This window comes from Microbacterium sp. AC145, assembly GCF_979258505.1.
This window is the reverse complement of record NZ_OZ409859.1, coordinates 685714-711188: the sequence shown is the minus strand read 5'-3', so window position 1 is coordinate 711188 and position 25475 is coordinate 685714. Positions and strand designations below refer to the sequence as shown.

Sequence of the window (25475 nt, the reverse complement as noted above, 5' to 3'; positions counted from 1 at the left end):
GCATGGCTCGCGCGATCGTCTACACAGAGTTCGGTTCCCCTGACGTGCTTCACCAGGTCGAGATCCCCGATCCGATCGCCCTCGGCGGTGAGGCGGTGGTGCGGATCGACGCCGCGGGGGTCAATCCGATCGATGCGAAGCTGCGCAGCGCGAAACGCCCGTCTCCGCCGATCACCGAACCGCGCGGAGTCGGCTTCGACGGCGCCGGAGTGATCGAATCGCTCGGCGATGACGTCGACGGCTTCGCCGTGGGCGACCGGGTGGCGATCCGAGACACCGTCGGCACCTACGCGAGCCTGCTGGCCGTTCCCGTCGAGAAGCTGGTGGCTCTCCCCGATGCGGTGACCGCGGCAGAGGGCGCCGGCATCGGCATCCCCGCCGGCACCGCGTATCAGGCGCTCCGCTCGCTCGGCGTCACCGAGGGCGACGTGCTGCTCGTGCACGGCGGCTCGGGATCGGTCGGGCAGGCCGCCGTGCAGTTCGCCGTCGCCTGGGGCGCCATCGTGATCGCCACCGCCAGTCCCGCGCGGCACGATCAGCTTCGCGAGCTCGGTGCGACTCCCGTCGCGTACGGCGAGGGGCTGCTCGAGCGCGTACGTGAGGCCGTTCCTGACGCTGTGACCGTCGCGCTCGATTGCGCCGGGACGGATGAGGCCATCGAGGTGTCGCTCGAACTCGTCGCCGACCGCGACCGCATCGCGACGATCGTTCGAGGCCCCGACGCCGCATCCTTCGGCATCCGCGCCTTCTCTGGCGGCTCCCCTGAGCCGCTGACCGCGCAGGAACTCGCGTGGCGGGCCGAGGCGCTCGCGGCGACCGTCGAGCTGCTCGCGTCCGGGGACTTCACGATCGAGATCGGCCAGGAGCTGCCGCTCGCCGAGGCCGCACAGGCTCACGAGCTGGTGGAGTCCGGTGCCGCGTCGGGCAAGATCGTGCTGGTTCCGTAGAGCTTCAGGACCAGACGCGGGCGGCCGTGGATGCTGTGGCGATGGAGATACTCTCGCTCGACCTCCGAAGGCGACGTGCGAGAGCCGGTCAGGCGACCTTCTCGGCATCCTCCGCGGCTCTGGCCTCGTCACGGAGCCGAGCACCTTCTCGGAGCGCCGGAACGAGTTCCGCACCCCAGTCGCGCACATCGCCCAGCGGATCGAAGCCTCGGATGAGGAAGCGCGTCACGCCCAGGTCGTAGTACTTGAGCAATGCCTCGGCCACCTGCGCAGGCGTGCCGACCGGAGCCGTCGAGTTGCCTGCCGGACCCGTGAGCCTCGTGATGCCGAGCCAGAGGCGCTCGTCGTGCACGTCTCCTCGCTGCGCGGCCTGCTGCAGGCGATCGGCCGAGACGGGCACCGGCTCCTGACGCTCGGGTCGGGCGAAGGTGAGCGGATTGCCCGAAGCGCGCCGCGCGATCACCGCCTCGGTCTCGGCATAGATGCGGTCAGCCTTCTCCCACGCCTCACCCTCGGTCGCCGCGATGATCGGCCTGGTCGACAGGCTGAACTCGACGGTCCGGCCCTCGCGCGCAGCCGCGGCACGGATCGTGCGGATGTTCTCGGCGACGTCGGCCAGTGGCTCGCCGAACAGCATGTAGACGTCGGCCGCCTTGGCGCCGACCTCGACGGCGCCCTCCGACAGACCGCCGAAGAACACCGGGATCCCCTCGTCGGTGGCGGGCTTCACCGCCGAGAACGCGCCCTCGACCCGATAGAAGTCACCGTGATAGTCGAAGGGCTCGTCGGAAGTCAGGGTTCGACGGAGGACGTCGATGAACTCGCCGGTGCGGCGATAGCGGTCGGACTTCTCACTGAAGTCCCCGTCTCTGCGCTGATCGGCCTCGCTGCCCCCGGTGATGTGGTGGATCGCGACGCGCCCCCCGCCGGTCAGGTGGTCGAGGGTCGCGAGCTTGCGGGCGACGACCGTCGGGGCGACGAATCCCGGCCGGTGGGCGATGAGCACCTTCAGCCGCTCCGTCGAGTGCAGCGCCGCGGCCGCGACGGCGAAGCCATCGGGTGAGCTGGCGCTGTAGCCGATCAGGACGCGGTCGAACCCCGCCTCCTCGTGCGCGCGGGAGAACTCGCGTACATAGCCTGCGTCGATCGGGGGGCCCTCGACCCCCTTCGACTCCGATCCGGGGGTCGTGGCGATCATTCCGAGCAGTTCGATGGGCATGTGCGTCAGCTCCTGACAGGGACGGGGGACGGGCGATTCGCCCTGGGCGTGTGGATGAGGGGGACCGAGTCGATGAGCAGCCGGGTGTACGGATGCTCGGGCTGCGAGATCACGCGGCGAGTGGGGCCGTCCTCGACGACGCGGCCTCGGTCGAGCACGATCAGCCGATCGCTCATGGCGGCGAGCGAGCCGATGTCGTGCGAGATCACCAGCATGGCGAGGTCGGAACCGCGGGCGTCGCGCAGCGCGATGAGGGCCTGCACGACCCGATCGCGGCTCGCGGCGTCGAGGGCGCTGACCGGCTCGTCGAGCAGCAGGAGGCGCGGCTCGACGACGAGGGCGCGAGCGATCGCCGCACGCTGCCGCTGCCCTCCGGAGAGACCGGCCGGAAGCCGCGTGATGAGCTCTTCGTCGAGGCCGACCGCGGTGAGCGCTTCAGCTCGACGACGCGCGGCATCGGCGGCGGGAACGCCGGCGATGCGGAGCCCCTCCACGATCGAATCGGAGACGCGCACACCGGGGTCGAGCGAGCGCAGCGGGTCCTGGAACACGTACTGCACGGCTCCGCCCCGACGCCAGGACCGCAGCGCACCGCCGCGAAGGCGCGTCACGTCGCGTCCGTCGACGAGCAGCCGGGATCCCGCCGAGGTGTCGACCGCACGCAGCACCGCCTTCGCGAGCGTGGTCTTGCCGGATCCCGATTCGCCGACCACGCCGACGACCTCACCCGGCCGCACGGTCAGGGAGATGCCGTCGAGCACGCGCACGCGGCCGTAGTCGACCGAGAGGTTCTCGAGTTCGAGGATGGGCGTCGTCATGCGAGGAACCTCTCGAGTCCGTACGCGGCATGCGCACTGAGCAGTTCCCGCGTGTAGGGGTGCGCGGGAGCGCGGAGCACACGCGATGTCGCCCCCGCCTCGACCACACGCCCGTCGCGGAACACCTGCACGCGCTCGCAGACCTGCGCCACCACGGCGAGGTCGTGCGAGACGAGGATCAGCGCGAGATCGCGCTCTTTGCGAAGACGGCCGAGCAGCTCGAGCAGCTCCGCCTGCACCGTCACGTCGAGCGCCGTCGTCGCCTCGTCGGCGATCAGCACGGCGGGGTCGGCGGCGAGCGCCATCGCGATGAGCACGCGCTGCAGCATCCCTCCGGAGAGCTGCGCGACCCGCTGACGCAGCACCAGGTCGACGCGGCGGATGCCGAGGTCGTCGAGCAGTTCGCGGGCGCGCTCCCTGGCCTGCCGGCGCGGAAGCGAAGCGGTGACCCGCAGCGTCTCCTCGAGCTGCGCACCGACGGGGATCGCGGGGTTGAGATACGAGGCGGGGTCTTGGAAGACCGCGCCGATGTGGGTGCCGCGCACCCGACGCCACGCGCGCTCATCGGCATGGGTGAGATCGATGCCGTCGACGTGCACGCTTCCCCCGGTGACCTCGAGACCCGCCGGGAGTATCCCCAGCAGCGCTCGGCAGGTCAGCGTCTTGCCGCTGCCCGACTCGCCGACGATGCCCAGGGCCTCCCCGGGGCGGACGGACGCCGAGACGCCTCGCACGAGCTCCGTTCCGTCGGAGGCGGCGATCACGAGATCTGTCACCTCGGCCGTGGCCGGGCGCGCGAGGGAGGCCTCGTCGAAGGAGGGGAGCAGAGGTGTGCCCGCCACGACGGATGCCTGCGGCAGCGTACCGCGCGCCTCGATGATCGAGCGGGTGTCAGACATGTGCCGCCGCCTTTCGCTTCGTCGGGGTGTCCGCGCCGAGCACGTCCCGTGCCGCATCCGCGACCAGGTTGAGCGCACCGACGGTGATGATGATCGCGAGTGCCGGGGCGAGCGGGCCCCAAGGACGCTGACCGAGGTAGCCGAGATCGCTCGACAGCATCCCGCCCCACGTCGGTGCCGGCGGCTGCACCCCGATGCCGAGGAACGTGAGCGACGCGACCGCGAGCAGGGCGCCGCCGAGCGCCGACACGGAGGCGACGACCAGGTTCGGTGCGACCTGCCGCCACACGTGACGCGTCAGGATCCACCACGCCGAGGCTCCGAGGTAGCCGGCCGCATCGATGTACTGCGAGTCCCGCACCCGCAGCGTGGCGGCGCGGGCGATGCGGAAGAATCCGGGGGCGACCAGGATGCCGATCGCGAGCGTCGCCTGCACGAGACCGTTGCCCAGCAGCGCCGCGAAGACGATCGCGAAGAGGATGAACGGCAGCGCGAGGAGGGCGTCGACGACACGCAGTGAGAACCACTCCGCGACCCGCGGCACGAACGCACTGAGTGCACCGGGGATCGCCCCGAGGGCGAGGCCGATGAGCGCCGCCGAGATCGCGCTCAGCAGCGAGGCCGGTGCTCCGGCGAACAGTCGTGAGAGCACGTCGCGACCGAGGTAGTCCGTGCCGAGGAGGTGCGCGAGGCTCGGCTCCTGCAGCGTCGCGGAGGCGTTCTGCGCGAGCGGATTCTGCGGTGCGAGGCTCGGGCCCGCGATGGCGAGCACCGCCACGGCGACCAGGACGAGCAGTGCGATCCTGACGCTCCATCCCGAGCGCCACAACCTCACGGCGGCCGGGGCCTGGGTGACGCTCATGCGGCGCTCCTCTCGGTTCCCCCGGTGCGGGAGATCACGACGTTGAGCACGGCCCCGACGATCACGATCATCGCGATCGTCACCAGGAGCACTCCCTGCACCACCGGCACGTCTCCCTGGAGGGCCGCGCGGTTGGCGAGCTGACCGAGCCCCGGCATCCCGAAGATCACCTCGGTGATGACGGCACCGCCGACCAGGCGCGGCGCGTGCACCCCCAGCGTCGACAGCGCCGGCCCTGCGGCGATGGGCAGCGCATGCCGGAACACGATGCGCGAGGGGCCGAGCCCGTGCACTCTCGCACCGATGATGAAGTTCTCCCGAAGGGTGCCGACGAGCGAGGTGCGCAGCTGTCTGGCGATGTCGGCTCCCGCATCGAGGCTGAGTGCGATCGATGGGAGCACGAGGCAGACGAGCCAGGCGCTCACACTCTTCTCCGGCGGGGTGTACCCGGCGACCGGGAAGATCGGGATCGCATAGGAGAAGAGCAGGATGAGTCCGATGGCCGCGACGAACGCGGGAACCGTGGCGGCCACCGTGCTGAGGCCGGTCACCACCCTGTCGATCACGCCTCCTCTGTTCACCGCGGCGAGAACGCCGCCGGCGAACCCGAAGACGAGGGCGAACAGCGTCGCCCCCGCCGCGATCGACAGGCTCACGGGGAACGCCTGGGCGATGCTGTCGGCGACAGGGATCGTCGTGAACCAGGAGGTGCCGAGGTCGCCGGTGACTGCGCCGGCGATCCAATCGATGTAACGGACGAGGAAGGGCCGGTCGAGACCGAACTCGTGATTGAGCCGGTCGATGTCGGCCTGGGTGGCGACCTCGCCGAGGGCGACGGCCGCGGGGTTCGAACCGCTCGCCGCCCCGAGGGCGAACGTCGCGAAGGTCGCGATGACGAAGACCGTGACCGCCGTGATCAGGGTCGCGAGGATCGTCCTCACCACAGGCCAGGCGCTGCGCGCGACCGGCGCGTCGTCGAGCTCGGGCGCAGGGCGCACCTCAGCGAACGCTGTCGTCATGCTGAGCTCAGCCCTCGACCTTGACGTCTTCCCAGCGCTGCACGTCGAGCCAGTGCTGGATGCCGGTGACCTTCTCGGGGTGCACGAGGATCCGCGGCCAGCTGAACAGGAACGTGTTCGGCTGCAGCTCGACGCCGATCTCGACCGCATCCTGGATCTTCTCGGCGTAGTCGTCGGCATCGGTGGGGGTCGCCCTCGCCGCGTCGATCGCCGCGGTGAGCTCGGGCGGCGTCTGACGGCCGAGGTTCATCAGTCCCTCGGTGCCGTACAGCACCTCGAGTCCCTGCAGGGGCGACTGGCGCCCCGAGTAGCTGTCGAGCACGAACGGCAGCGTCCGCTGCACGTAGTTCTGCGCGACGGCCGCCGCGGGCAGCACGTTCAGGGTCACGTCGATCCCCGCCTCGGCCCACTGCGCCTGCAGCACCTCGGCGAGCGCGGTGTCGTCTTCGGTGAGCGACAGGGTGATCTCCAGCCCGTCCGGGTGACCGGCTTCGGCGAGGAGCGCCTTCGCGGCATCGACGTCGTGCGGGTACAGATCATCGAGCTCGGGGCTGTGTGCGACGTATCCCTCGGGGAACGGCTGCCAGTTCGGCGTGCCCTGCCCGAAGTATGCGGCATCGATCAGAGCCTGCCGGTCGGTGGCGTGGCTGATGGCCTGGAGCACGCGCTGATCGTCGAACGGCGCGACGGTGCTGTTGACGTCGAGGGCGCGGACGGTGAGAGCCCTGATGGTCTCGACCTCGAGGTTCGCGGCCTTCGCGGCATCGACCTGAGCCGGCGGCACCTGAGCCACGTCCCACTGTCCCGACGTCACACCGGCGACGACGGTCGCGGGGTCTGTGACCGGCACGATCGAGAAGTCATCGATGAAGATGTGGTCCGCGTTCCAGTAGTCCTCGTTCTTCTCGAGGTCGGCGTGCGCGTTGGGCACGTACTCGGTGAGGGCGAACGGACCCGACCCCTCGGGCTGGGTGGCGAGGGTCGTGACGTCGTCGAAGGCAGCGGGATTCACGACGAACCCGGTCTTTCCCGCGAACAGGTACGGCACCTGATAGTCGGCCTGATCGAGGTGCACGGTGACGGTCTGCTCGTCGACGGCATCGACGCCGACGACGATCCGCAGCTGCCCTGCGAGCGTCGAGTTCTCCTGGTCGCGACCGCGTTCGATGCTCTGCTTCACCGCATCCGCCGTGACCGGGGTTCCGTCGGTGAACTCCGCTCCCTCCCGCAGGTGGAACGTGATCGAGGTGCCGTCGGCGTTGTACTCCCAGCTCTCGGCGAGCCCGGGCACGACCTCGCCCTCGGTGTCGAGCTGAGTCAGCCCGTCGTAGACGAGCGCGAGTGCGTGTGTGTCCCACCCGGCGGTCGAGGTCACGGGATCCCAGCTGGTCGGCAGGTTCCAGCCCCAGGTGAGCGAGGTCGCGCCTGCGGACTCGGACGGGGCTGCAGAGGCGCCGGCGCAACCGGCGAGCGCGAGGGACGCAGCGGTCGCGGCAGCGAAGAAGGGGAGACGAGATCGGGGGGTCATGCAAGCGAAAGTATGAGGGGCCACAGCCGTGCACAATCTCCGCGAAGCGAAGAGACACGGAGTGCAACACTGCGAAACATCAGACTCGGGGGTGCGACACGGACAACAGGATGGGACGCATGACCACGACCTCCTCCCCCGCACTCTGGGCTCCGCCCGCGCGTGTTCGCGGCACTCTCGCCGTCGTCGCCGGACGTGGCGAGCGCGCGGGCGTGTACGAGCGCTTCGGCCGCCGTCTGAGCTCCGACGGCTACACCGTCGCCGTCTTCGATGAGGATGCCGAGGCCGCGAGCGCCTGGCTCTCGGAGGCCACCGACACCCCGCGGGTGCTCGTCGGGTCGGATGCCGGAGCATCCGCCGTGCTGCGCCTCGCGGCCCAGGGCGCCACCGTCGACGCGGTGGTCGTCGCCGGGACGCTGGTGGATGCCGAGCTCGCGCTGCCTTCCGCCGCGGAGCGCACGGCGTGCCCGCTGCACCTCGGTGTGCTGACCACCGAGGCCTCGACCGACGGGGGCGCTGCGGCCGAGCCGCTGCCGGCGCCCGCCGATCTCGCGGCGATCGAGGTGCCCGTGCTCGCCGTCCACGGCGGCGCCGACGCCGTGTCTCCGCTCGCGGATGTGGTCGACGCGCTCCGCACCGTTCCCGACCTCGAGATCGTCGAGACCGTCGACGGGCTCCACGACGCGCTCAACGACCAGTCGCATCGCAGTGTCGCGGCCTCGCTCGTGCAGTGGCTCGAGCGTCTGCGCGGCGGCGACGTGCACGCGCCGATCGTGCGCTCTCATCAGATCGTGCGCGAGCACGAGACGGCGGCGGCGCACGCGTGACCGAGTTCTCCACGCGTCAGATCCAGGCGGGCTACGTCCCCGGAATCCCACAGAACAGTGCTGTCCCGCCGATCTATCAGACCGCAGCCTACGAGTTCGCCTCGCTCGCCGACGCGGCAGACCTCTTCGCGCTGCGCGCCGCCGGCAACCTCTACAGCCGCAATGCAGAGCCCGACCCAGCAGGTCCTCGAAGAGCGCATCGCCGCACTCGAGGGCGGCGTTTCGGCGGTGGCCGTGGCATCGGGGCAGGCGGCGGTCGCCGTGACCCTGCTCGCCCTCGTCGGTCGAGGCGGACACATCGTCGCCGCGACCCAGCTCTACGGCGGCACGGTCGATCTGCTGCAGGAGACCTTCGACGACTTCGGCATCCCGGTGACCTTCGTCGACCAGGACGACCCCGACGCCTGGCGTGCCGCTATCCGCCCGGAGACGCGGGTGCTGTTCGCCGAGTCGATCGCGAATCCGATCGCGCAGGTGCTCGACATCCGCGCCGTGGCCGACATCGCGCACGAGGCGAGGGTCCCGCTCGTGATCGACAACACCGTCGGCACTCCGTACCTGGTGCGCCCCGGCGAGCACGGAGCCGACTTCGTCGTGCACTCGGCGACCAAGTTCCTCAGCGGTCACGGCACATCTCTCGGCGGTGTGGTCGTCGACCAGGGCACCTTCGACTTCGGCCGCGAGCCGCAGCGCTGGCCGCACTTCACCGAACCATACGCGCGCGTGGGTGACTTCACCCTGTGGGAGCGCTTCGGCAGCGGTCAGGCCTTCGCGGCGCTCGTGAAATCGAAGTACGTGCACGATCTCGGTCCCTCGCTCTCGCCGTTCAACGCCTGGCAGATCCTGCAGGGAGTCGAGACGCTCGACCTGCGGGTGGCGCGGCAGACCGCCACCGCCCTGCAGCTCGCGCGGCATCTGCAGGAGCATCCGGCGGTCGCGACCGTGCACCATCCCGGGCTCGAGGGCAACCGCTGGCAACCGCTCGCCCAGCGCTACCTGCCGCGAGGAGGCCCCTCGGTCTTCTCGTTCGATCTCGCGGTCCCGCTCGACGCCGAGACGCACGGCAGCGTCGCCCGCGTGATCGACTCGCTGCAGGTCATCCGTCTGGTGGCGAACATCGGCGATGCGCGCAGTCTGGTGAACCACCCGGCGTCGATGACGCATTCGCACCTCACCGCCGACCAGCGGGCCGCCGCCGGCATCTCGCTCACGACGATCCGTCTCTCGGCGGGACTCGAAGACCCGGCCGACCTCATCGTCGACCTGGACCACGCACTCTCACTGGTCTGACGGAAGGACCATCATGGCAATCGACCTCGGCTACTGGACCCCCGTCTACGGCGGATTCCTGCGCAACGTCACCGACGAGGGCCGGATGGCGGCCACCTGGGACTACATCCGCGAGGTGTCGGTGAAGGCCGACCGCCTCGGCTTCCACACCACCCTGGTGCCGGAGCTCTACCTCAACGACCGCAAGGGCACGGATGCACCGAGTCTCGAGGCGTGGTCGCTGTCGGCCGCCATCCTCGCCGTGACCGAGCGCCTGCGCGTCATGACAGCCGTGCGCCCCGGGTTCCACCTGCCTGCGGTGCTCGCGAAGACCGTCGGGACGCTGGATCAGATCGCCCCCGGTCGGGTCTCCCTCAATGTCGTGGCTGCGTGGTGGGCCGAGGAGGCCCGACAGTTCGGCGGGCAGTTCACGACCCATGACGAACGCTATGTGCAGGCCGAGGAGTTCGTGACGGTGCTGAACGGCCTGTGGGAGCAGACGCCGTACTCGTTCCAGGGCTCGCACTACGCCCTCGACGGGACGATCGTCGAGCCGAAGCCATCGAGTCATCCGGTGATCTTCGCCGGTGGCGAGAGCGAGGCCGGCCGCGAATCGATCGCCGGGTTCGCCGACGCCTACGTGATGCACGGCGGCACCCTCGACGAGGTGCGCGCCAACGTGACCGACATGAACGCGCGCTCCGAGCGGCTGCACGGCCGCCCGATCGCCGAGTTCGGCATGCCGGCGTACGTGATCGTCCGAGACACCGAGGCCGAGGCGCAGCGCGAGCTTGACCGCATCACGACCGTCGACCCCGACTCCCCCGGCTACGCCTCGTTCGAGGAGTTCCAGCGCAACTCCAAGCTCTCGCTCGAGCTCACACGCCGCGAGTACTCGGTCGGCACACGCGGCCTCCGCCCCAACCTCGTCGGCACACCCGAGCAGGTCGCCGAGCGCATCCATGAGTACGCGGATGCCGGCATCACTCTGCTGCTCATCCAGTCGTCGCCCCTCGACGAAGAGCTCGAGCGGATCGCCGAGCAGGTCTTCCCCCTCGTGCCGCAGCGCACCCTCGCGGCCATCGCCTGAACGCGACGCACGTCGGCGCGACCCCGTACGCTGAGACCATGACTGGTCTTCGATGGGGAATCCTCGCGACCGGCGGTATCGCCGGCGCCTTCGCTTCCGATCTGCGCACCGCCGGACTCGACCTGGTGGCGGTCGGCTCGCGCTCACAGGAGTCGGCGGATGCCTTCGCGACGCGCTTCGACATCGCCCGCGCGCACCCCTCGTACGAGGCGCTGGTCGCCGACCCCGATGTCGACATCATCTACGTCTCGACGCCGCACCCGATGCACCATGCCAACGCCCGCCTCGCTCTCGAGGCCGGCAAGCACGTGCTCGTCGAGAAGGCGTTCACGGTCGATCGCGCGCAGGCCGAAGACCTGCAGCGTCTCGCCGCCGAGCGCGGGCTTCTCGCGATGGAGGCGATGTGGACGCGCTATCTGCCGCACATGGTGCGCATCCGCGAGATCCTCGCTGCGGGCACTCTCGGCGAGATCCGCGTCGTCACGGCCGATCACACGCAGAAGATCTCCGCCGACCCGACGCACAGGCTCAATGCCCTCGAACTCGGCGGCGGCGCGCTGCTCGACCTCGGCATCTACCCGATCTCGTTCGTCTGGGACGTGCTCGGCGCCCCGGCCACCGTGCAGGCCACCGCGCGCCTGATCGAGACGGGCGCCGATGCCGAGGTCGCCACCATCATGACGCACGAGAGCGGGGCGATCTCGACCACGATCTCGTCGTCGCGCGCCGCAGGCCCGAACGCCGCGAGCATCGTCGGCACCGACGCCCGCATCGACATCGATCGCGTCTGGTACACGCCGACGACCTTCCGCGTGGTGCAGCCCGACGGGACGGTCATCGAGGAGTACGTCTCCCAGGTCGACGGGCGTGGCATGCAATACCAGGCTCAGGCGGCCGAGCGTCTCGTGCGCGACGGCGTCGTGGAGGGCGACATCCTTCCGATCGCAGAGACCGTCGCGATCATGGGCACGCTCGACGAGATCCGCGCCCAGATCGGTGTCCGGTACCCGAACGAGGGAGTGAACCATGGCTGATGCACCCGACGCCCGCGTGGCCGTCTACCTGGACTTCGACAACATCGTCATCTCCTGGTACGACCGCGTGCACGGTCGCAACGCGTACGGCAAGGATCGCCAGCGCATCAGCGACAATCCCTCCGACCCCGAGGTCACCGAGCGGCTCGCGCGCGCGATGATCGAGGTCGGCGCGATCATCGACTACGCCGCATCCTTCGGCACCCTGGTGCTCACCCGTGCCTATGCCGACTGGTCGTCGCCCGTCAACGCCGTGTACCGATCGCAGCTCGTCGCACGGGCCGTCGATCTCGTGCAGCTCTTCCCGGCCGCGGCCTACGCCAAGAACGGCGCCGACATCCGTCTCGCCGTCGATGCCGTCGAAGACATGTTCCGCCTGCCCGACCTCACGCACGTCGTGATCGTCGCCGGCGACAGCGACTACGTGCCGCTCGCGCAGCGCTGCAAGCGCCTCGGCCGCTACGTCATCGGCGTCGGTGTCGCGGGATCGACCGCCAAATCCCTGGCGGCGGCCTGCGACGAGTTCGAGGCCTACGACTCGCTTCCCGGTGTGGTGCGCCCGAGCAAGGCCGCAGCCCCCGCCCCGGTGGTCGAGACCCCCGTGGTCGAGGTCGAGGTGGCCGAGCCGGTCGCAGAGCCCGCCGTCAAGACCAGGACGAGGGCCCAGACCAAATCCGCCAAGGCGAAGGCAGCGACAGCGGCATCCGCTCCGGCGAAGGTCGACGAGCAGGGCGAGGGCACTGAGCAGGGCGAGGCGACCGAGCTGCTCCAGCGGGCGCTGAGGCTGGGACACGACAAGGCCGGGGCGGACGAATGGCTGCACAGCTCGGCCGTGAAGACGCACATGCGCCGGATGGACCCGTCGTTCAGCGAGAAGGCGCTCGGCTACCGGTCTTTCTCGGACTTCCTGAAGTCGCGCGAGAACATCGCCGAACTCGAGGAGACCGGGCACGAGCGACTCGTGCGGTTGCGCGAGCAGGCGGCCTGACCGGCCGTCACTCCTCGAAGTCGTACTCCTGGAAGGCCGCGACCTCGGGCACCCAGCGGTCGGCGACGAACGAGGTGTGCGAAGGATGTTGATCGTAGGCCGTGTAGGCCTCCCGGTCGGCGAACACCATCGAGAACTGATGCTCGAGGTCGCTCTTCGGGCTCACCTGACGGCGCACCGTGAAGTCCTCGACCCCGGGGATCGACGAGAGAGCTGATCTCCCCGTCTCGAGGAAGTCGCGCTCCTCGGCGGAACCTGCCTCGTGGACGAGGCGGAAGACGACGGTGTGCTGGATGGTCATGGAACCTCTTCGGTGCTCTGAGTGGTGAAAGCGTCGTCGAACGACGCGTGGGGTGCGGGCCACAACAACGAGCGTACGTAGCCGAGGGCCTCGGGCGCGCCGTGCAGCCGATCCATTCCAGCATCCTCCCACTCGATCGAGATCGGACCTGCATAGCCGATCGCGTCGAGTGCCCGGAACGCGTCCTCCCACGGGACGTCGCCGTGACCGGTCGAGACGAAGTCCCAGCCGCGACGAGGGTCGCCCCACGGCAGGTGCGAACCGAGCACTCCGGCCCGACCGTTACGAGGCCGCATCCGGGTGTCCTTGCAGTCCACGTGATAGATGCGGTCGGCGAAGTCGACGATGAACCCGACCGGATCGATGTTCTGCCACATCATGTGCGACGGGTCCCAGTTGAACCCGAAACTCCTCCGATGGTCGATGGCCTCCAGCGCCCGCACGCTCGACCAGTAGTCGTAGGCGATCTCGCCAGGATGCACCTCGTGCGCGAAGCGCACACCCTCGCCGTCGAACACGTCGAGGATCGGGTTCCACCGAGTGGCGAAGTCCTCGAATCCCGCCTCGATCACCGACGCCGGCACCGGCGGGAACATCGCCAGGTACGGCCAGATGGACGAACCCGTGAACCCGACGACCGTGTCGACGCCGAGCTTGCGAGCCACACGAGCGGCACGCCGCATGTCATCGGCGGCCCGCTGCCGCACGCCCTCGGCGTGTCCGTCGCCCCACACGTAGTCCCGCAGGATCGCCTGGTGGCGGAAGTCGATCGGAGCATCGCACACCGCTTGACCGGCGAGATGGTTCGAGATCGCGAAGATCTTCAGACCGTACCGGTCGAGGATCTCGAGACGCGAGGCGACGTACGAGTCGTCTTCGTCGGCTCGCCGCAGATCGAGGTGATCGCCCGAGGCCGCGACCTCGAGACCGTCATAGCCCCACCCCGCCGCAAGCCGGGCCACCTCCTCGAACGGCAGGTCGGCCCATTGGCCGGTGAACAGGGTGACCGGGTGCGCGGTCATGGGCGCTCCTTCTTCTCGTGTGAGGACTCAGGCTCCGAAGGCTCGCAACGCCTGGATGCTGCGCGAGGCGAGCTCGTCCTGGCTCGACGCCAGCGGACGCCACACCGACGCGGCCACCGCGATCGTGGCGTTCTCACCCGTGAAGCTTTCGAGTCCGAGTGGCCCGCGGTATCCGGCGTCGTCCAGGGCGAGCAGGATCTCGGGCCAGTCCGTGTGATCGTCGCCCACCGCACCCCGGTCGCTGCCGCACACCTGCACATGGGCGATCGCCGCTCCCGCGGCGCGGATCGCTTCGGTCGGCTTCTTCTCCTCGATGTTGAGGTGGTAGGTGTCGAGGGCGAGTCCGACGCCGGCGCCCCACAGCGGCGCGAGGGCGTCGAGGCTCTGCTCCACGGTGTTCAGCACGCTGGTCTCGTATCGATTGAGCGGTTCGATCGCGAGTGCGATGCCCGCAGATGCGGCCTCCTCAGCCACGGGGCGGAGGTTTTCGCGCAACTCGCGCACGATCTCCGCACGCTCCTCCGCCGTCATCCGCCAGGTCACGCCGGTCGGAGCGTAGAAGGGGCCTGCGACGACATTCGACCCGAGCGTGACGGCCGCGTCGAGACACGATCGCAGGTAGTCCCGTGTGGCGGCCACGTCGCCCGCTCTCGAGAGCAGCGACCTGCCGGGACCCATCGCTCCGACGATGATCGCGCCGAGGCCGAGTCCGTCGAGAACCTCGCGCGTGCGCCCGGGATGCCAGTCGCCGACGTTCTCGAGCGGCAGCTCCAGCGCCTGATAGCCCATCTCGGCGGCCTTCCGCGCGAGGGGCTCGAGAGTCGCATCGGTCAGCGGAGAGGTCCACACCCAGGTGTTGACGGCGATCGTGCGAGGCATCCTGCTCCTTCGGGGATGACTGCGGGCGTTTCGTCTCGTCGCTTCGCTCCTCGCTCGACGACCGTTTCTGGTCGTTGAGCGAGCGAAGCGAGACGAAACGCCCGCACGCGTGACTTTACGGGATCTGGCGTTCCTGCCACACCGTCGGGTAGCCGGGGAGGTTCTCTCCGCCGAACTTCGCGTAGTGTCCGTCGGGCATGCCGTCGTTCGCCTCGAGGTAGGCGTCGAGCTCACCCTCGGTGATCGGCTTCTGCGGCAGCACCCACTCCTTCGGCACCTCTTCGCCCGCGAAGATCATCTGCGCGGCGAGCAGCGGCGTGCGCCACTGGAAGTTCGAGTACACCGGGGCGAGACCCGTGAGACCCGTGTCCTTCCACTTGCGGAGGAAGCTCATCTCGTCCTCGCCGGTCATGACCGGGTAGTCCGCGCCCGCGTCTTCGAACGCCTCGATGGCGGCGACGGCTCCATCACCGGCATCCATCCAGATGCCCTGCACGTCGCCCTTGGCGAGCTCGTCGCTGATGATGCTCTTGATCTCCGCCGGGTCGGCCCCGGTGAAGTAGTCCACGGCCTCGATGCCGGCCTCGTCGAAGAGCTTCTCGGCGGCGGCCCACCGGTGCTCGAGCACGTCGACGCCGGGGAGGATGCGCAGAGCCACGACCTTGTCGCCCTCCTCGAGGTTGTCGATGAGGAACTCGGCGGTGTCGATGCCCCACGCGAATCCGCCGATCGGGTGGATGAACGTGACGGGGCAGTCGGTGTCGACGCCGCGGTCGAACACGATCACCGGCTTGCCGGTCTCACATGCCCGCTCGACGGCCGGGGTCATCGCCGCGGTGCTGTTCGGCGAGATGAGGAAGACATCGCAGCCGCCCTCCGCGATGAAGTAGTCGATGTCGGCGATCTGCGTGTCGTCGGAGTCCTGCGCATCACGCGTCTCCATCTCGCTGATGGCACCGGCCTCCTGCAGCGACTTGAGCTGCTCGTTCATGGTGATCCAGCCGGTCTGGCGCCACGGGTTCGAGATCGACGCGTTCGCGAAGCAGGCCTTCTTGGCCCCCTCGCTCACGAACTCGGACGTATCGATCATCTCGGCGTTGATGTGCTGCAGATACGGCTCATCTGCCGGGCCCTGGGGCTCGACATCCCGCTCTTCCATCTGCTTGTCGAAGAGCTCCTGGTCGAACCATTCGGTCGTCTCCGCCGACTCCTCGGGGCTGTCGGACTCTGCGGGCGCCACGGACGGGTCGGTCGTGCACCCGGCGAGCGCGATGAGTCCGAAGAGAGCCACCCCTGCGGTGGCGATCTTCATTGATCGTCGCATTGCTAATCTCCTCTGGTTTCTGTGTGGATGGTGCTGGTTATTACGGGTTCTGCAGGTTCTGCGGTCGTGAGATCGGGAGAGGTCTGGGGACCCCGCTTGCGCCGCGCTCGGAAGGCGACAGCCGAGTAGGCGACGGCGGCGATGATGATGACACCCTGCACGGCGTCACGCAGCGTCGAGGGGACCCCGGCGATGTTCAGCAGCATGAACAGCGCCTCGAGGGCGAACGCGCCTGCCGCCGCCGCGACGATCCAGCCTCGGCCACCGCCCAGCACCACGCCACCGAGGACGACTGCGGTGATCGCCACGAACTCGTAGCCACGGCCGACCGAGGGGTGCACTCCGGCGTACCCCACGAGCAGCACTGCCGAGAGCGTCGCGGAGAGCGACGAGATCATGAACGCACGGGTGGTGACCCACGCGCTGCGGGCTCCGGCGAAGTCGACCGCCGTGGCGTTGTCGCCCACCGCGATGAGCAGCTTGCCCAGCGGCCGCTTGGTGATCCAGATGCCGAGGGCGAGCCAGCCGATGAGGATGAACACGGCCCAGGGGATGAACTCGACGAGCGGTACGTCGCGGATGCCGCCGCGGCCGATCTCTCGGAAGCTGTCGGCGGGGTTGCCGGTGGCGGCTCCTCCCGTCCACCACATGACGCCGCCGAGAAGCGCGAGCATCATGCCGAGCGTGACGATGAACGACGGCACCTTGAGGAGCGTCGTGATGACGCCGTTGACGAGCCCGATCACCGCCCCGAAGACGATCATGAGCAGCAGCACGGGGATCGTGCGGGAGTCGTCCTGCCCGACGAGGTTGCCGGCGATGATCACCTGCGCGGTGATCAGCGATCCCTGCGACAGGTCGAACTCCCCCGCGATGATGACGAAGTACTGGCCGATCGCGACGATCGCGATCGGGGCGACCCGCTGGATGAACCGCATGAACTGACCGGGCTCCGCGAAGCTCGGATTCAGGATCATGACGGCCACGAGCAGGATCACGAGCAGCAGGAACACCGCCCCGCGCGGGCTGACGAGTGTGCGCAGCGCGTTCATGCGCGACCTCCTTCCGCAGCGGCGGTGGTATCCGCGAGCTCCGAGGCCGCGGCTGCCATCTCTGCCTCGGCGGCCTTGGCGGCGTCGTCCCCGCCTGTTCTCGTGCCCCCGGCGCCGAAGCGCGGTCGGCGACGGACGATCGCCCGGCGGCTGTAGACGGCGACCGCGGCGACGATCACGACACCGCGGACGACGTCCTTCAGGAACGGGTTCACCTGCATGACGCTCATCACGTTGTCGACCACCGCGAGGATCGCGACACCGCCGAGCGCCCCCCACACCGACCCTCGGCCGCCGAGCAGCAGCGTGCCGCCGAGCACGACCGCGGCGATCGAGAGCAGCGCGTAGCCGCCCTGCTGGCCGACGGTGGGGCTGCCGACGCCGAGACGGCTCGCGAGCAGCAGGCCGGCGAGTCCGGCGAAGACAGAGCAGAGCACGTGCGCCGCGATCAGCGGCGGGCGGGTGCGGACCCCCGACAGGCGGGCGATCTCGGGGTCCCCGCCGACGGCGAAGAGGTGGGCGCCGGTGCGTGTGCGGTTCAGCAGGAACCAGACGACCACGGCGAGCACGATCATGATGATGGTCGAGACGGGCACCGGCCCGACGCCCGTGGCGCCGATGAGCTGGAACTCCCACGGCACCATGCCCGCGGAACCCTCGAAGTTCGTGTTGAGGATGCCCTGCAGGATCAGGCCCACGCCCAGGGTGGCGATGAATCCGTTGACCTTGAGCACCGTCACGATCAGTCCGTTGACCAGGCCGATGGCGGCGCAGACGACCAGCGTCACGGCGATCGCCGCGGGGATGTTCGCAGGATCGCCGTTCATGGTGGTCGCGGCGAGCAGACTCGACAGGCTGATGACGTAGGTGACCGACAGGTCGAGCGACGCGCCGAGCACCACGAGGGTCTGGCCGATCGCGACGAGTCCGAGCACGCTCATGCCGGTGAGGATGTCGCGGATGTTGCCGGGGCTGAAGAAGTTCCGCCCCACGGTGCCGACGAGGATGGCACCGACGATGAGCGTCAGGACCAGGATGCCGAGCACGATGACCGTCGAGTCGATCCGCAACCGCTTCATCGTGCACCTCCGTCGACGATGGCGCCCGTGGCCGCGCCGAGGATCTCATGCTCGGCGGATCCTGCCGGCAGCTCGGCGACGAGCTCGCCGTCGTGCATCACGAGGATCCGATCGCTCATGCCGATGACCTCCGGGAGTTCGCTCGACACCATGAGCACCGCCTTGCCCTGAGCCGCAAGATCGCGCATCAGCTGGTACACGGCGTACTTCGCGCCGACGTCGATGCCGCGGGTCGGCTCGTCGAAGAGCACGATCTGCGGCTGGGTGAGCAGCCACTTCGCGAGCACGACCTTCTGCTGGTTGCCGCCGGAGAGAAAGCGCACCTCCTGGTCGAGGCCGCGCGAGCTGATCTCGAGAGAGCTGAGCACTCCCGGCACCTCGCGTCTGGACGCAGCCGTGCGACCGGCGAAGACGCTGCGGATGACGAGCAGGGTGTTGTCGAGCACCGACTGACCCAGCGCGAGTCCCTGCGCCTTGCGATCCTCCGAGACGAGGGCGAGGCCTGCGCGCACGGCGGCCCTGGCGCTGGTGATGCGCGTCGGCGAGCCGTCGATCCGCATGGCGCCGCGCACGAACGGGTCGATCCCGAAGACGCCCTCGACCAGCTCGGTGCGACCTGAGCCCTGGAGCCCGGCGATCCCGACGATCTCTCCGGCACGCAGGGTGAGCGAGACCCCGTCGACGAACGCGTTGCCGCAGCCGTCGAGCTCGAGCCGCGGCTTCCCCACCACGGTGCCCTCGACGGCGTCGGGGTAGTACGACTGGATCGAGCGGCCGACCATGCGGCGCACGAGCTCGTCGGTCGTCAACGCGCCCGTCTCATCGGTCGACACGAGAGCGCCGTCCTTGAGGATCGTGATGCGGTCGCAGAGATCGAAGATCTCCTTCAACCGGTGCGAGACGTAGATCACGGCGACTCCGCGCGAGGTGAGTCGGCGGATGATCGCGTAGAGCAGCTCGACCTCGCGGTCGCTGAGCGCCGCGGTCGGCTCGTCCATCGAGATGACCTGCGCGTCGAACGACAGCGCCTTCACGATCTCGACGATCTGCTGCTCGGCGACCGTCAGCGAGCCGACGCGGGCCTGCGGCTCGATGAACGAGACGCCGAGGTCGGCGAGCAGATCGGCCGTGCGGCGGATCATGGCCCTCTGATCGACGAACCCGCCTCGGCGGGGCTCTCGACCGAGGTAGACGTTCTGGGCGACGGTGCGCTCGGGCAGCAGCGTGAACTCCTGGAAGACGGTGACGATGCCGTCGTCCATCGCCTGCCGAGGGTGCGCGTGCCGCACCTCTTCTCCCCGATACCGCACCACCCCTTCGTCTGCGGGCTGCACACCGGCGATGATCTTCATCAGAGTGGACTTGCCCGCACCGTTCTCGCCGACGAGCCCGTGCACCTCGCCGGGGCGCACGTCGAAGTCGATGCCCGTGAGCACCTCGACGCCGAAGAACGACTTGCGGATGCCCGAGACTTCGAGCACCGGCTGTGTGATCGTCGCGGTCATGCCGCCACCTCCGTCCATCGTCCGTCCGCCGCAGCCGAGGCAAGAACCGCCTCGGTCAGCACCGTCGAACGCAACCCGTCCTCGAAGGTCGGCAGTCCGTCCGGCCTCTCGCCCCTGATCGCCGCGTACACGTCGGCGATGAATCCGTTGAATGCGTCCTGATAGCCCATGGCGTGTCCCGACGGCACCCGCTGCAGTCGGGCCGAGTCCGGCGCCGCAGTGGCAGGGTCCCGCAGCAGCAGTCGGGACTCGTCGCGCATCCCGATCCACAGCTCCTCCGGCCGTTCCTGCTCGAAGCGGAGGGTCTGACGCGAGCCGTGCAGCTCGAGCGTCAGCGCGTTCTTGCGCCCCGCCGCCATCTGCGAGATCAGCAGCGTGCCCAGTGCCCCGGAGTCGGTCTCGATGAGGATCGCGACGATGTCCTCGGTGTCGACGCTCTGTCCGGCACGCTCTGCGAAGACCCTGCGGGTACGAGCGCTCAGCGAGCGGATGCGCTGGCCGATCACGAACTCGATGAGGTCGCACAGATGTGAGCCGATGTCGGCGAATGCGCGGGACCGCCCACCCGAGATCGATCGCACGCGCCAGTCGTCGTCGGTGGAGAGAAGCATCCAGTCCTGCAGGTACGAGCAGTCGAGTGTGAGCAGCTCACCGGTGTCGCCCTGGGCGACTCGGGCTCGAGCCTCGCGCACCATCGGGTGGTAGCGGTAGACGAACGGCACCGCCGCCACCCGGCCGTGGGATGCTGCGGCCTGCACGAGCTCACGGGCGTCTGCCGAGGTCGTGGCCAGCGGCTTCTCGCAGATCACGTGCTTGCCGCCCTCGAGCGCACGCAGCGCCAGATCGGCATGCGTGGCGTTGGGTGTGCAGATGTGCACGACATCGATGTCGTCTGCGGCGAGCAGCGCAGCGGCGTCGGTCTCCGCGCGCGCTGCACCGAGGTCGTCTGCGGCCCGGCGACCGCTCGATGCCGAACGGGTGGCGACCGCACGGAGTTCGCCGCCGGCGTCCCTGGCCGCAGTGCGGTGAACGCGGGCCATGAACCCTGCGCCGAGGATGCCGATCCGGATCGTTCCGAGATCGGTGCCAGTGACATCCGTTGTCATGCCGGTGAGTCTGACATGAGGGTCCGCCTTTTGCTAGACATTCGTCAAAAGTCATTTGTAACGAATCGGAAGTTCGTCGCGGATGCATCGAAGTGCTGTGGTTTACTGACGCAATGGTTGACGCTTCGCGGCCGTCCGCGCCTCCCAGTCCCGGCGCGGGAGAGATCTTCCAGATACTGCGTGACGGAACGGCGCGCACCAAGGCCGAGCTCGCCGCGATCACCGGACTCGCGCGATCCACCGTGTCGGTCCGCGTCGACGCGCTCCTCGCCGCCGGGCTGCTCATCCCCGCAGGCGAAGCCGCGTCGACGGGAGGACGTCCCCCTGCGCGCGTCGGCTTCAACGCCCGCGCCGGACTCGTGCTCGCCGTCGACCTCGGCGCCACGCACGCGACTGTGGCTCTGACAGATCTCGCCGGAGTCTTCCTCGATTCGCACACCCGCACGATCGACATCGGCGACGGACCCGAGAAGCTGCTCGACCTGATCCTGCACGACGGCGCAACCCTGCTCGACTCCCCCGCCGCCGCGGGGACCCCGCTCCTGGGTATCGGCCTCGGAGTCCCCGGGCCCGTCGAGCATTCCAGCGGGCGTCCGACGAATCCGCCGATCATGCCGGGGTGGGATCGCTTCGACGTGCCCGGCTACGTGCAACGCACGTTCGATGTCCCCGTGCTCGTCGACAACGACGTCAACATCCTCGCGCTCGGCGAACACGCCACGATCTGGCCGCACGTCGACGACCTCGTCTTCGTCAAGGTGTCCACCGGGATCGGCGCGGGCATCATCGCGGGCGGCCAACTGCAGCGGGGCGCACAGGGCTCCGCCGGCGACATGGGCCACGTGCAGGTGCCCGGCCGTGCGGCGGCGTCGCTCGATGCGGATGACGAGCGAGACCTCGAAGCCCTCGCGAGCGGGTCCGCTCTCGCTGCCACCCTTCGCGCACAGGGTCGCGAGGCGCACGGGCCGGCCGACGTGATCGACCTCGTCCGCTCCGGCGACACGGCGGCCATCGCCGCCACGCGCCAGGCCGGACGCGATGTGGGGGAAGTCCTCGCCTCTGTCGTCAACCTGCTCAACCCGTCGATCATCGTGCTGGGCGGCAGCATCGCGCGAGCCGGCGAGCATCTGCTGGCAGGCGTCCGCGAAGTCGTCTACCGGCGCTCGATCCCTCTCGCCACCCAGCACCTCGCGATCGTGCAGTCCCAAGCGGGCGATCGAGCAGCAGTGCTCGGTGCCGCGATCATGGTCGCTCGCGACGTGCTCTCGCCGACCAGCATCGACCGACGCCTGGCTGCACCCGCTCCGCCGTCAGGGGACAGCGCCTAGGCTTGCCCCGTGACTGCCGCGGAGAATCCTCACGAGTCCCCCTACGAGCGTGCGCTCGGCGACCGCATCGCCGAACTGCATCCGAAGACCGGATGGTACTTCCGCACCATTCCCGACGGGCACGTCGGCATCGGACGCGGCACCTTCACGACCGCCGGATCGCGGCATCGCTGGCTGTGGCCGGTCTTCCGCATCGCTGAGGCGCTGGGCGTCGCCTTCTCCGGCTGGGAGACCGACGTCCCGTTCCGCATCGAGAACCGCACCGTCGACGGGCGCGCGCTCGCCGTTCGCCATTTCGACCTGCCCGGGCGCACCTGGATCATGCCCGATGTGGTCGAGCTGACCCCCGCCGGCATCCTCCGCAATGAGATCGGTCCCCGCCGCACCGTGGTGACGACGTTCGACATCGACGTGCGCGACGGCGCCGTCGTGCTGTCGATCCGCCGGGTCGGGCTACGACTCGGCCGACTGCGTCTCGCCGCCCCCGCGTTCCTGCGACCGACGATCGCCCTGGTCGAACGGTGGGACGACGAGCGCGAGCGTCATCACGTGAACATGACCATCGACGCCCCGCTGCTCGGACGCGTGTACGAGTACACCGGCTTCTTCGAGTACTCGATCGAGAGCGAGCCCGCATGAGCGACGCCACCCCGGAGCCCGGCGGCAGGGTCGTCATCGGCGGATCGACTGGTTTCATGGGCACCTACCTGGAGCCGAGACTGCACGCCGCAGGCCGCGAGGTCGTGACCATCTCGCGCACGGGGGCCGACATCTCCTGGGGCGACCAGGCGGCCATCGATCGTGCTGTCGACGGAGCATCCCTCGTGATCGGTCTCGCGGGCAAGAGTGTCAACTGCCGGTACACACCCGAGAACCGCGCGGCCATCTTCCGCTCCCGCCTCGACACCACGGCATCGCTGAGCACCGCGATCGCACGAGCCGATGCTCCGCCCGCGCTGTGGATCAACTCGTCGACCGCGACGATCTACCGCCACGCCGAGGACCGTCCCATGACGGAGTCGACCGGTGAGATCGGCCGTGGTTTCTCGGTCGAGGTCGCGAAGGCATGGGAACGCGCGCTGTTCGCCGACGAGCTCCCGCACACGCGACGCGTCGCGCTGCGCAGTGCGATCGTGCTCGGCCACGGCGGTGTGCTCGGCCCTCTCCGGTCTCTCGCGCGGGTGGGGCTCGGCGGCACGCAGCTCGATGGACGGTGGCCGATCAGCCGCTCACGCCGGGCTGCAGGAACAGCGCATGATCCGGGTGCGCGCGGCGGCCGACAGCGATTCAGCTGGGTGCACGTCGAGGACGTCGCCCGGATCATCGACTTCGTCGAGCGGCACCCCGAACTCCAAGGTCCGGTCAACGCCGCGGCTCCGAACCCGGTCGACAACCGCGAGTTCATGGCGACGGTCCGACGCGAGGCCGGCGCCGTCATAGGGCCGCCGATGCCGCGGTGGATGCTCGAATTCGGCGCCATCGGCATCCGCACCGAGACCGAGCTGATCCTCAAGAGCCGCTGGGTGCTCCCCGAGAAGCTCATCGCTGCGGGGTTCGAGTTCGCCTACCCCGATCTCGACGAGGCGGTGCGCGAGTCCTTCGACGCTGCCGCGGTCGCCTAGAGCGTCGCGGACCCGTCGCCGTCGGTCTCTCGCCGCCGCTTCTCGAGCTCGGCGCGCAGACGCCACTCCTCGATCTCGCGATCGAGATCTGCGATCTGCTGCTCGGTCGTTCGGGTGTCGACAGGTGCCGAGGGCGGCGGCGCGGGCTGAGGAGCGGGCCGCTTGCTCGGTCGGCCGGCTGGGCGCATGCGCGGGATCCGCAGTCCCGCCTCCGAGTACTCGCGGCCGATCGCGAACCACAGCAGACCGCCGATCAACGGCAACAGGATCACGATGACGATCCACGCCATCTTCGGAAGAAAGCGCACCTGCGAGTCCTCGCGCTTGATGATGTCGACGAGCGCGCCGACCATCAGCACGATGACGAGGATCGAGAACAGGAACGGCATGTGTTCAGGGTAGACGACCCACCGCCGTCGCGCGTGAGCGTCTACGGGAGCAGATGACCACCGGCGCGGAAGAGCTCGTACCATTCGGCTCGTGTGAGCTCGATGTCCGCGCCGGCTGCGGCGTCTCGCACCCGCGCGGGCGTCGTTGTTCCCAGCACCACCTGCATGTGCGCAGGATGCCTGGTGATCCACGCCGTCGCGATCGCGATCGGTTCGACGCGGTACGACGCGGCGAGCCGATCGATCACCGCATTGAGCTCTGCATACTCGGGGTTGCCGAGGAAGACGCCGGTGAAGAATCCGCCCTGGAACGGCGACCATGCCTGGATCGTGATGCCGTTGATACGGCAGTACTCCACGATGCCGCCCCCGTCGCGGACGATGCTCTGCTGCTCGGCGAGCATGTTCGCGGCGATCGGCTGGGAGATGATCGGGGCGTGCGTGATCGACAGCTGCAGCTGATTCGCGACCAACGGCTGGGTCACCGCGGTGCGCAGCAGATCGATCTGCCTCGGCGTGTGGTTCGAGACACCGAACGCTCGCACCTTTCCGGCGGCCTCGAGCTCGTCGAAGGCTCGGGCGACCTCTTCGGGCTCGACGAGCGCATCGGGGCGGTGCAGCAGCAGCACGTCGATGCGGTCGGTGCGAAGCGCGCGCAGCGAGCCTTCCACCTGGCGCATGATGTGGTCGTACGAGAAGTCGAACGCCTGCTGAGCAGGGTCGATGCCGCACTTCGTCTGCAGCACGATCTCGTCGCGATCCGCGGGGGAAAGCTGCAGCGCGTCGGCGAATCGCGATTCGCAGAAGTGCATGCTGCCGCCGTAGATGTCGGCGTGGTCGAAGAAGTCGATGCCACTGTCCCGAGCGGCGTCGTAGAGCTCGCGGATCTGCGCATCGTCCTTGTCGTCGATGCGCATCATTCCGGCGATGAGGGCGGGGGCCGATGTGGAGCCGAAGGGCACGTTCTTCATGCCGTCCACGCTAGCCCCTCGCACACGGATGCGGTCGGAGCACGACCCCACGACGCCTCCGACCGCATCCCGCGGCGCGCGACTCTCCCCGGAGTCACGGCCGTCACCTCTCCCCCGATCCGGTGCCCGGCGTCGCCGGGTTCACCGATCGGAGGACGGCGGCACGAGACGTGCGACCGGGATGCCGAGGGTCCCGGCGATGGACGCGAGATCCGTGATCGTGAAGTCGCGGCGCGACGACAGCTTCGCCTGCAGGGCGCCGACCGCGATCCCCGATCTCTCCGCCAGCCAGGGCACCGTCTCGCCGGCGTCGGCAAGCTCGCGAAGCACTGATTCTGCGATCACCCGTCGCATATGTGTCGTCACTCGACGACACTATCGCCAGCACCGAAGAGCG

General features: G+C 69.2%; 26 protein-coding genes. 9 read left to right on the top strand and 17 right to left on the bottom strand.

The features are described from left to right. Positions 1 to 2 precede the first annotated feature (2 nt). Positions 3 to 947: a quinone oxidoreductase family protein gene (locus tag ACZZZN_RS03470; RefSeq protein ID WP_463503831.1), complete on the top strand. Its 945-nt coding sequence runs from the start codon at positions 3 to 5 to the stop codon at positions 945 to 947. An 88-nt stretch (positions 948 to 1035) separates the two neighbouring features. On the opposite strand, the gene ACZZZN_RS03465 is transcribed toward ACZZZN_RS03470, so the two are convergent. From ACZZZN_RS03465 to ACZZZN_RS03440, 6 genes are read right to left on the bottom strand one after another with little or no spacing between them, the layout of a single operon-like run. After that, complete coding sequence (locus ACZZZN_RS03465) at positions 1036 to 2166, bottom strand: LLM class flavin-dependent oxidoreductase (RefSeq protein ID WP_463503830.1); 1131 nt, start codon at positions 2164 to 2166, stop codon at positions 1036 to 1038. A 5-nt stretch (positions 2167 to 2171) separates the two neighbouring features. After that, entirely contained in the window at positions 2172 to 2984 is an 813-nt protein-coding gene (locus tag ACZZZN_RS03460) for an ABC transporter ATP-binding protein (RefSeq protein ID WP_463503829.1), read from the bottom strand. Beyond that, positions 2981 to 3883, bottom strand: coding sequence for an ABC transporter ATP-binding protein (locus ACZZZN_RS03455; RefSeq protein WP_463503828.1), 903 nt, complete (start codon positions 3881 to 3883; stop codon positions 2981 to 2983). Before ACZZZN_RS03455 ends, ACZZZN_RS03460 begins: the two co-directional genes overlap by 4 nt. Beyond that, complete coding sequence (locus tag ACZZZN_RS03450; protein ID WP_463503827.1) at positions 3876 to 4745, bottom strand: ABC transporter permease; 870 nt, start codon at positions 4743 to 4745, stop codon at positions 3876 to 3878. Before ACZZZN_RS03450 ends, ACZZZN_RS03455 begins: the two co-directional genes overlap by 8 nt. Further along, positions 4742 to 5764: an ABC transporter permease gene (locus tag ACZZZN_RS03445; protein WP_463503826.1), complete on the bottom strand. Its 1023-nt coding sequence runs from the start codon at positions 5762 to 5764 to the stop codon at positions 4742 to 4744. Before ACZZZN_RS03445 ends, ACZZZN_RS03450 begins: the two co-directional genes overlap by 4 nt. A 7-nt stretch (positions 5765 to 5771) precedes the next feature. After that, a complete protein-coding gene (locus tag ACZZZN_RS03440; protein ID WP_463503825.1) occupies positions 5772 to 7292 on the bottom strand; it encodes an ABC transporter substrate-binding protein in 1521 nt (506 codons plus the stop codon). A gap of 119 nt (positions 7293 to 7411) precedes the next feature. Here ACZZZN_RS03440 and ACZZZN_RS03435 point away from each other — a divergent pair, with 119 nt between their 5' ends. From ACZZZN_RS03435 to ACZZZN_RS03415, 5 genes are all read left to right on the top strand, one after another. Then, a complete protein-coding gene (locus ACZZZN_RS03435; RefSeq protein WP_463503824.1) occupies positions 7412 to 8119 on the top strand; it encodes an alpha/beta hydrolase in 708 nt (235 codons plus the stop codon). A 162-nt stretch (positions 8120 to 8281) separates the two neighbouring features. After that, entirely contained in the window at positions 8282 to 9409 is a 1128-nt protein-coding gene (locus tag ACZZZN_RS03430) for an O-acetylhomoserine aminocarboxypropyltransferase/cysteine synthase family protein (protein ID WP_463503823.1), read from the top strand. A gap of 13 nt (positions 9410 to 9422) precedes the next feature. After that, positions 9423 to 10478, top strand: coding sequence for an LLM class flavin-dependent oxidoreductase (locus tag ACZZZN_RS03425; protein ID WP_463503822.1), 1056 nt, complete (start codon positions 9423 to 9425; stop codon positions 10476 to 10478). 38 nt (positions 10479 to 10516) lie between these two features. Further along, positions 10517 to 11512, top strand: coding sequence for a Gfo/Idh/MocA family protein (locus tag ACZZZN_RS03420; protein ID WP_463503821.1), 996 nt, complete (start codon positions 10517 to 10519; stop codon positions 11510 to 11512). Then, positions 11505 to 12500, top strand: a complete 996-nt coding sequence (locus ACZZZN_RS03415) for an NYN domain-containing protein (protein ID WP_463503820.1) — start codon at positions 11505 to 11507, stop codon at positions 12498 to 12500. The genes ACZZZN_RS03420 and ACZZZN_RS03415 overlap by 8 nt, the downstream gene beginning before the upstream one ends. A 7-nt stretch (positions 12501 to 12507) precedes the next feature. On the opposite strand, the gene ACZZZN_RS03410 is transcribed toward ACZZZN_RS03415, so the two are convergent. The 8 genes from ACZZZN_RS03410 to ACZZZN_RS03375 all read right to left on the bottom strand — a co-directional run bounded on the left by ACZZZN_RS03410 (position 12508) and on the right by ACZZZN_RS03375 (position 20768). Next, entirely contained in the window at positions 12508 to 12801 is a 294-nt protein-coding gene (locus tag ACZZZN_RS03410; protein WP_463503819.1) for a Dabb family protein, read from the bottom strand. Further along, on the bottom strand, positions 12798 to 13823 hold the full coding sequence (locus tag ACZZZN_RS03405; protein ID WP_463503818.1) for a sugar phosphate isomerase/epimerase family protein: 1026 nt from the start codon (positions 13821 to 13823) through the stop codon (positions 12798 to 12800). The genes ACZZZN_RS03410 and ACZZZN_RS03405 overlap by 4 nt, the downstream gene beginning before the upstream one ends. A 27-nt stretch (positions 13824 to 13850) precedes the next feature. Then, positions 13851 to 14702, bottom strand: coding sequence for a sugar phosphate isomerase/epimerase family protein (locus ACZZZN_RS03400; RefSeq protein WP_463503817.1), 852 nt, complete (start codon positions 14700 to 14702; stop codon positions 13851 to 13853). A 115-nt stretch (positions 14703 to 14817) separates the two neighbouring features. Continuing rightward, positions 14818 to 16026, bottom strand: a complete 1209-nt coding sequence (locus ACZZZN_RS03395; RefSeq protein WP_463503816.1) for a substrate-binding domain-containing protein — start codon at positions 16024 to 16026, stop codon at positions 14818 to 14820. Between the two features lie 2 nt (positions 16027 to 16028). Continuing rightward, positions 16029 to 17078 (bottom strand): ABC transporter permease, encoded by a 1050-nt coding sequence (locus ACZZZN_RS03390; RefSeq protein ID WP_463503815.1) that lies wholly within the window; start codon positions 17076 to 17078, stop codon positions 16029 to 16031. Continuing rightward, entirely contained in the window at positions 17075 to 18157 is a 1083-nt protein-coding gene (locus ACZZZN_RS03385; RefSeq protein ID WP_463503814.1) for an ABC transporter permease, read from the bottom strand. The genes ACZZZN_RS03390 and ACZZZN_RS03385 overlap by 4 nt, the downstream gene beginning before the upstream one ends. Next, positions 18154 to 19662 carry a sugar ABC transporter ATP-binding protein gene (locus ACZZZN_RS03380; protein ID WP_463503813.1) on the bottom strand — a complete coding sequence of 503 codons (1509 nt, stop codon included), beginning with the start codon at positions 19660 to 19662 and terminating at the stop codon, positions 18154 to 18156. The genes ACZZZN_RS03385 and ACZZZN_RS03380 overlap by 4 nt, the downstream gene beginning before the upstream one ends. Then, positions 19659 to 20768 carry a Gfo/Idh/MocA family protein gene (locus ACZZZN_RS03375; RefSeq protein WP_463503812.1) on the bottom strand — a complete coding sequence of 370 codons (1110 nt, stop codon included), beginning with the start codon at positions 20766 to 20768 and terminating at the stop codon, positions 19659 to 19661. The genes ACZZZN_RS03380 and ACZZZN_RS03375 overlap by 4 nt, the downstream gene beginning before the upstream one ends. A gap of 113 nt (positions 20769 to 20881) precedes the next feature. On the opposite strand from ACZZZN_RS03375, the gene ACZZZN_RS03370 reads away from it, so the two are divergent. From ACZZZN_RS03370 to ACZZZN_RS03360, 3 genes are read left to right on the top strand one after another with little or no spacing between them, the layout of a single operon-like run. Then, positions 20882 to 22096 (top strand): ROK family transcriptional regulator, encoded by a 1215-nt coding sequence (locus tag ACZZZN_RS03370; protein ID WP_463503811.1) that lies wholly within the window; start codon positions 20882 to 20884, stop codon positions 22094 to 22096. 9 nt (positions 22097 to 22105) lie between these two features. Next, positions 22106 to 22735, top strand: coding sequence for a DUF4166 domain-containing protein (locus tag ACZZZN_RS03365; RefSeq protein WP_463503810.1), 630 nt, complete (start codon positions 22106 to 22108; stop codon positions 22733 to 22735). Then, positions 22732 to 23718: an epimerase gene (locus tag ACZZZN_RS03360; protein ID WP_463503809.1), complete on the top strand. Its 987-nt coding sequence runs from the start codon at positions 22732 to 22734 to the stop codon at positions 23716 to 23718. The genes ACZZZN_RS03365 and ACZZZN_RS03360 overlap by 4 nt, the downstream gene beginning before the upstream one ends. Here the strand turns inward: ACZZZN_RS03360 and ACZZZN_RS03355 are convergent. The 3 genes from ACZZZN_RS03355 to ACZZZN_RS03345 all read right to left on the bottom strand — a co-directional run bounded on the left by ACZZZN_RS03355 (position 23715) and on the right by ACZZZN_RS03345 (position 25444). Next, positions 23715 to 24107, bottom strand: coding sequence for a PLDc N-terminal domain-containing protein (locus tag ACZZZN_RS03355; RefSeq protein ID WP_463503808.1), 393 nt, complete (start codon positions 24105 to 24107; stop codon positions 23715 to 23717). The two genes, ACZZZN_RS03360 and ACZZZN_RS03355, sit on opposite strands and share 4 nt — an antisense overlap. Positions 24108 to 24148: 41 nt before the next feature. Continuing rightward, on the bottom strand, positions 24149 to 25078 hold the full coding sequence (locus tag ACZZZN_RS03350; protein ID WP_463503807.1) for an aldo/keto reductase: 930 nt from the start codon (positions 25076 to 25078) through the stop codon (positions 24149 to 24151). Between the two features lie 141 nt (positions 25079 to 25219). Then, on the bottom strand, positions 25220 to 25444 hold the full coding sequence (locus tag ACZZZN_RS03345) for a helix-turn-helix domain-containing protein (RefSeq protein WP_463503806.1): 225 nt from the start codon (positions 25442 to 25444) through the stop codon (positions 25220 to 25222). Positions 25445 to 25475 lie beyond the last annotated feature (31 nt).

Coding starts and splice junctions, on each gene's coding strand:
- ACZZZN_RS03470 (WP_463503831.1), top strand. CDS start 3: ATGGCTCGCGCGATCGTCTACACAGAGTTCGGTTCCCCTGACGTGCTT.
- ACZZZN_RS03465 (WP_463503830.1), bottom strand. CDS start 2,166: ATGCCCATCGAACTGCTCGGAATGATCGCCACGACCCCCGGATCGGAG.
- ACZZZN_RS03460 (WP_463503829.1), bottom strand. CDS start 2,984: ATGACGACGCCCATCCTCGAACTCGAGAACCTCTCGGTCGACTACGGC.
- ACZZZN_RS03455 (WP_463503828.1), bottom strand. CDS start 3,883: ATGTCTGACACCCGCTCGATCATCGAGGCGCGCGGTACGCTGCCGCAG.
- ACZZZN_RS03450 (WP_463503827.1), bottom strand. CDS start 4,745: ATGAGCGTCACCCAGGCCCCGGCCGCCGTGAGGTTGTGGCGCTCGGGA.
- ACZZZN_RS03445 (WP_463503826.1), bottom strand. CDS start 5,764: ATGACGACAGCGTTCGCTGAGGTGCGCCCTGCGCCCGAGCTCGACGAC.
- ACZZZN_RS03440 (WP_463503825.1), bottom strand. CDS start 7,292: ATGACCCCCCGATCTCGTCTCCCCTTCTTCGCTGCCGCGACCGCTGCG.
- ACZZZN_RS03435 (WP_463503824.1), top strand. CDS start 7,412: ATGACCACGACCTCCTCCCCCGCACTCTGGGCTCCGCCCGCGCGTGTT.
- ACZZZN_RS03430 (WP_463503823.1), top strand. CDS start 8,282: ATGCAGAGCCCGACCCAGCAGGTCCTCGAAGAGCGCATCGCCGCACTC.
- ACZZZN_RS03425 (WP_463503822.1), top strand. CDS start 9,423: ATGGCAATCGACCTCGGCTACTGGACCCCCGTCTACGGCGGATTCCTG.
- ACZZZN_RS03420 (WP_463503821.1), top strand. CDS start 10,517: ATGACTGGTCTTCGATGGGGAATCCTCGCGACCGGCGGTATCGCCGGC.
- ACZZZN_RS03415 (WP_463503820.1), top strand. CDS start 11,505: ATGGCTGATGCACCCGACGCCCGCGTGGCCGTCTACCTGGACTTCGAC.
- ACZZZN_RS03410 (WP_463503819.1), bottom strand. CDS start 12,801: ATGACCATCCAGCACACCGTCGTCTTCCGCCTCGTCCACGAGGCAGGT.
- ACZZZN_RS03405 (WP_463503818.1), bottom strand. CDS start 13,823: ATGACCGCGCACCCGGTCACCCTGTTCACCGGCCAATGGGCCGACCTG.
- ACZZZN_RS03400 (WP_463503817.1), bottom strand. CDS start 14,702: ATGCCTCGCACGATCGCCGTCAACACCTGGGTGTGGACCTCTCCGCTG.
- ACZZZN_RS03395 (WP_463503816.1), bottom strand. CDS start 16,026: ATGCGACGATCAATGAAGATCGCCACCGCAGGGGTGGCTCTCTTCGGA.
- ACZZZN_RS03390 (WP_463503815.1), bottom strand. CDS start 17,078: ATGAACGCGCTGCGCACACTCGTCAGCCCGCGCGGGGCGGTGTTCCTG.
- ACZZZN_RS03385 (WP_463503814.1), bottom strand. CDS start 18,157: ATGAAGCGGTTGCGGATCGACTCGACGGTCATCGTGCTCGGCATCCTG.
- ACZZZN_RS03380 (WP_463503813.1), bottom strand. CDS start 19,662: ATGACCGCGACGATCACACAGCCGGTGCTCGAAGTCTCGGGCATCCGC.
- ACZZZN_RS03375 (WP_463503812.1), bottom strand. CDS start 20,768: ATGACAACGGATGTCACTGGCACCGATCTCGGAACGATCCGGATCGGC.
- ACZZZN_RS03370 (WP_463503811.1), top strand. CDS start 20,882: ATGGTTGACGCTTCGCGGCCGTCCGCGCCTCCCAGTCCCGGCGCGGGA.
- ACZZZN_RS03360 (WP_463503809.1), top strand. CDS start 22,732: ATGAGCGACGCCACCCCGGAGCCCGGCGGCAGGGTCGTCATCGGCGGA.
- ACZZZN_RS03355 (WP_463503808.1), bottom strand. CDS start 24,107: ATGCCGTTCCTGTTCTCGATCCTCGTCATCGTGCTGATGGTCGGCGCG.
- ACZZZN_RS03350 (WP_463503807.1), bottom strand. CDS start 25,078: ATGAAGAACGTGCCCTTCGGCTCCACATCGGCCCCCGCCCTCATCGCC.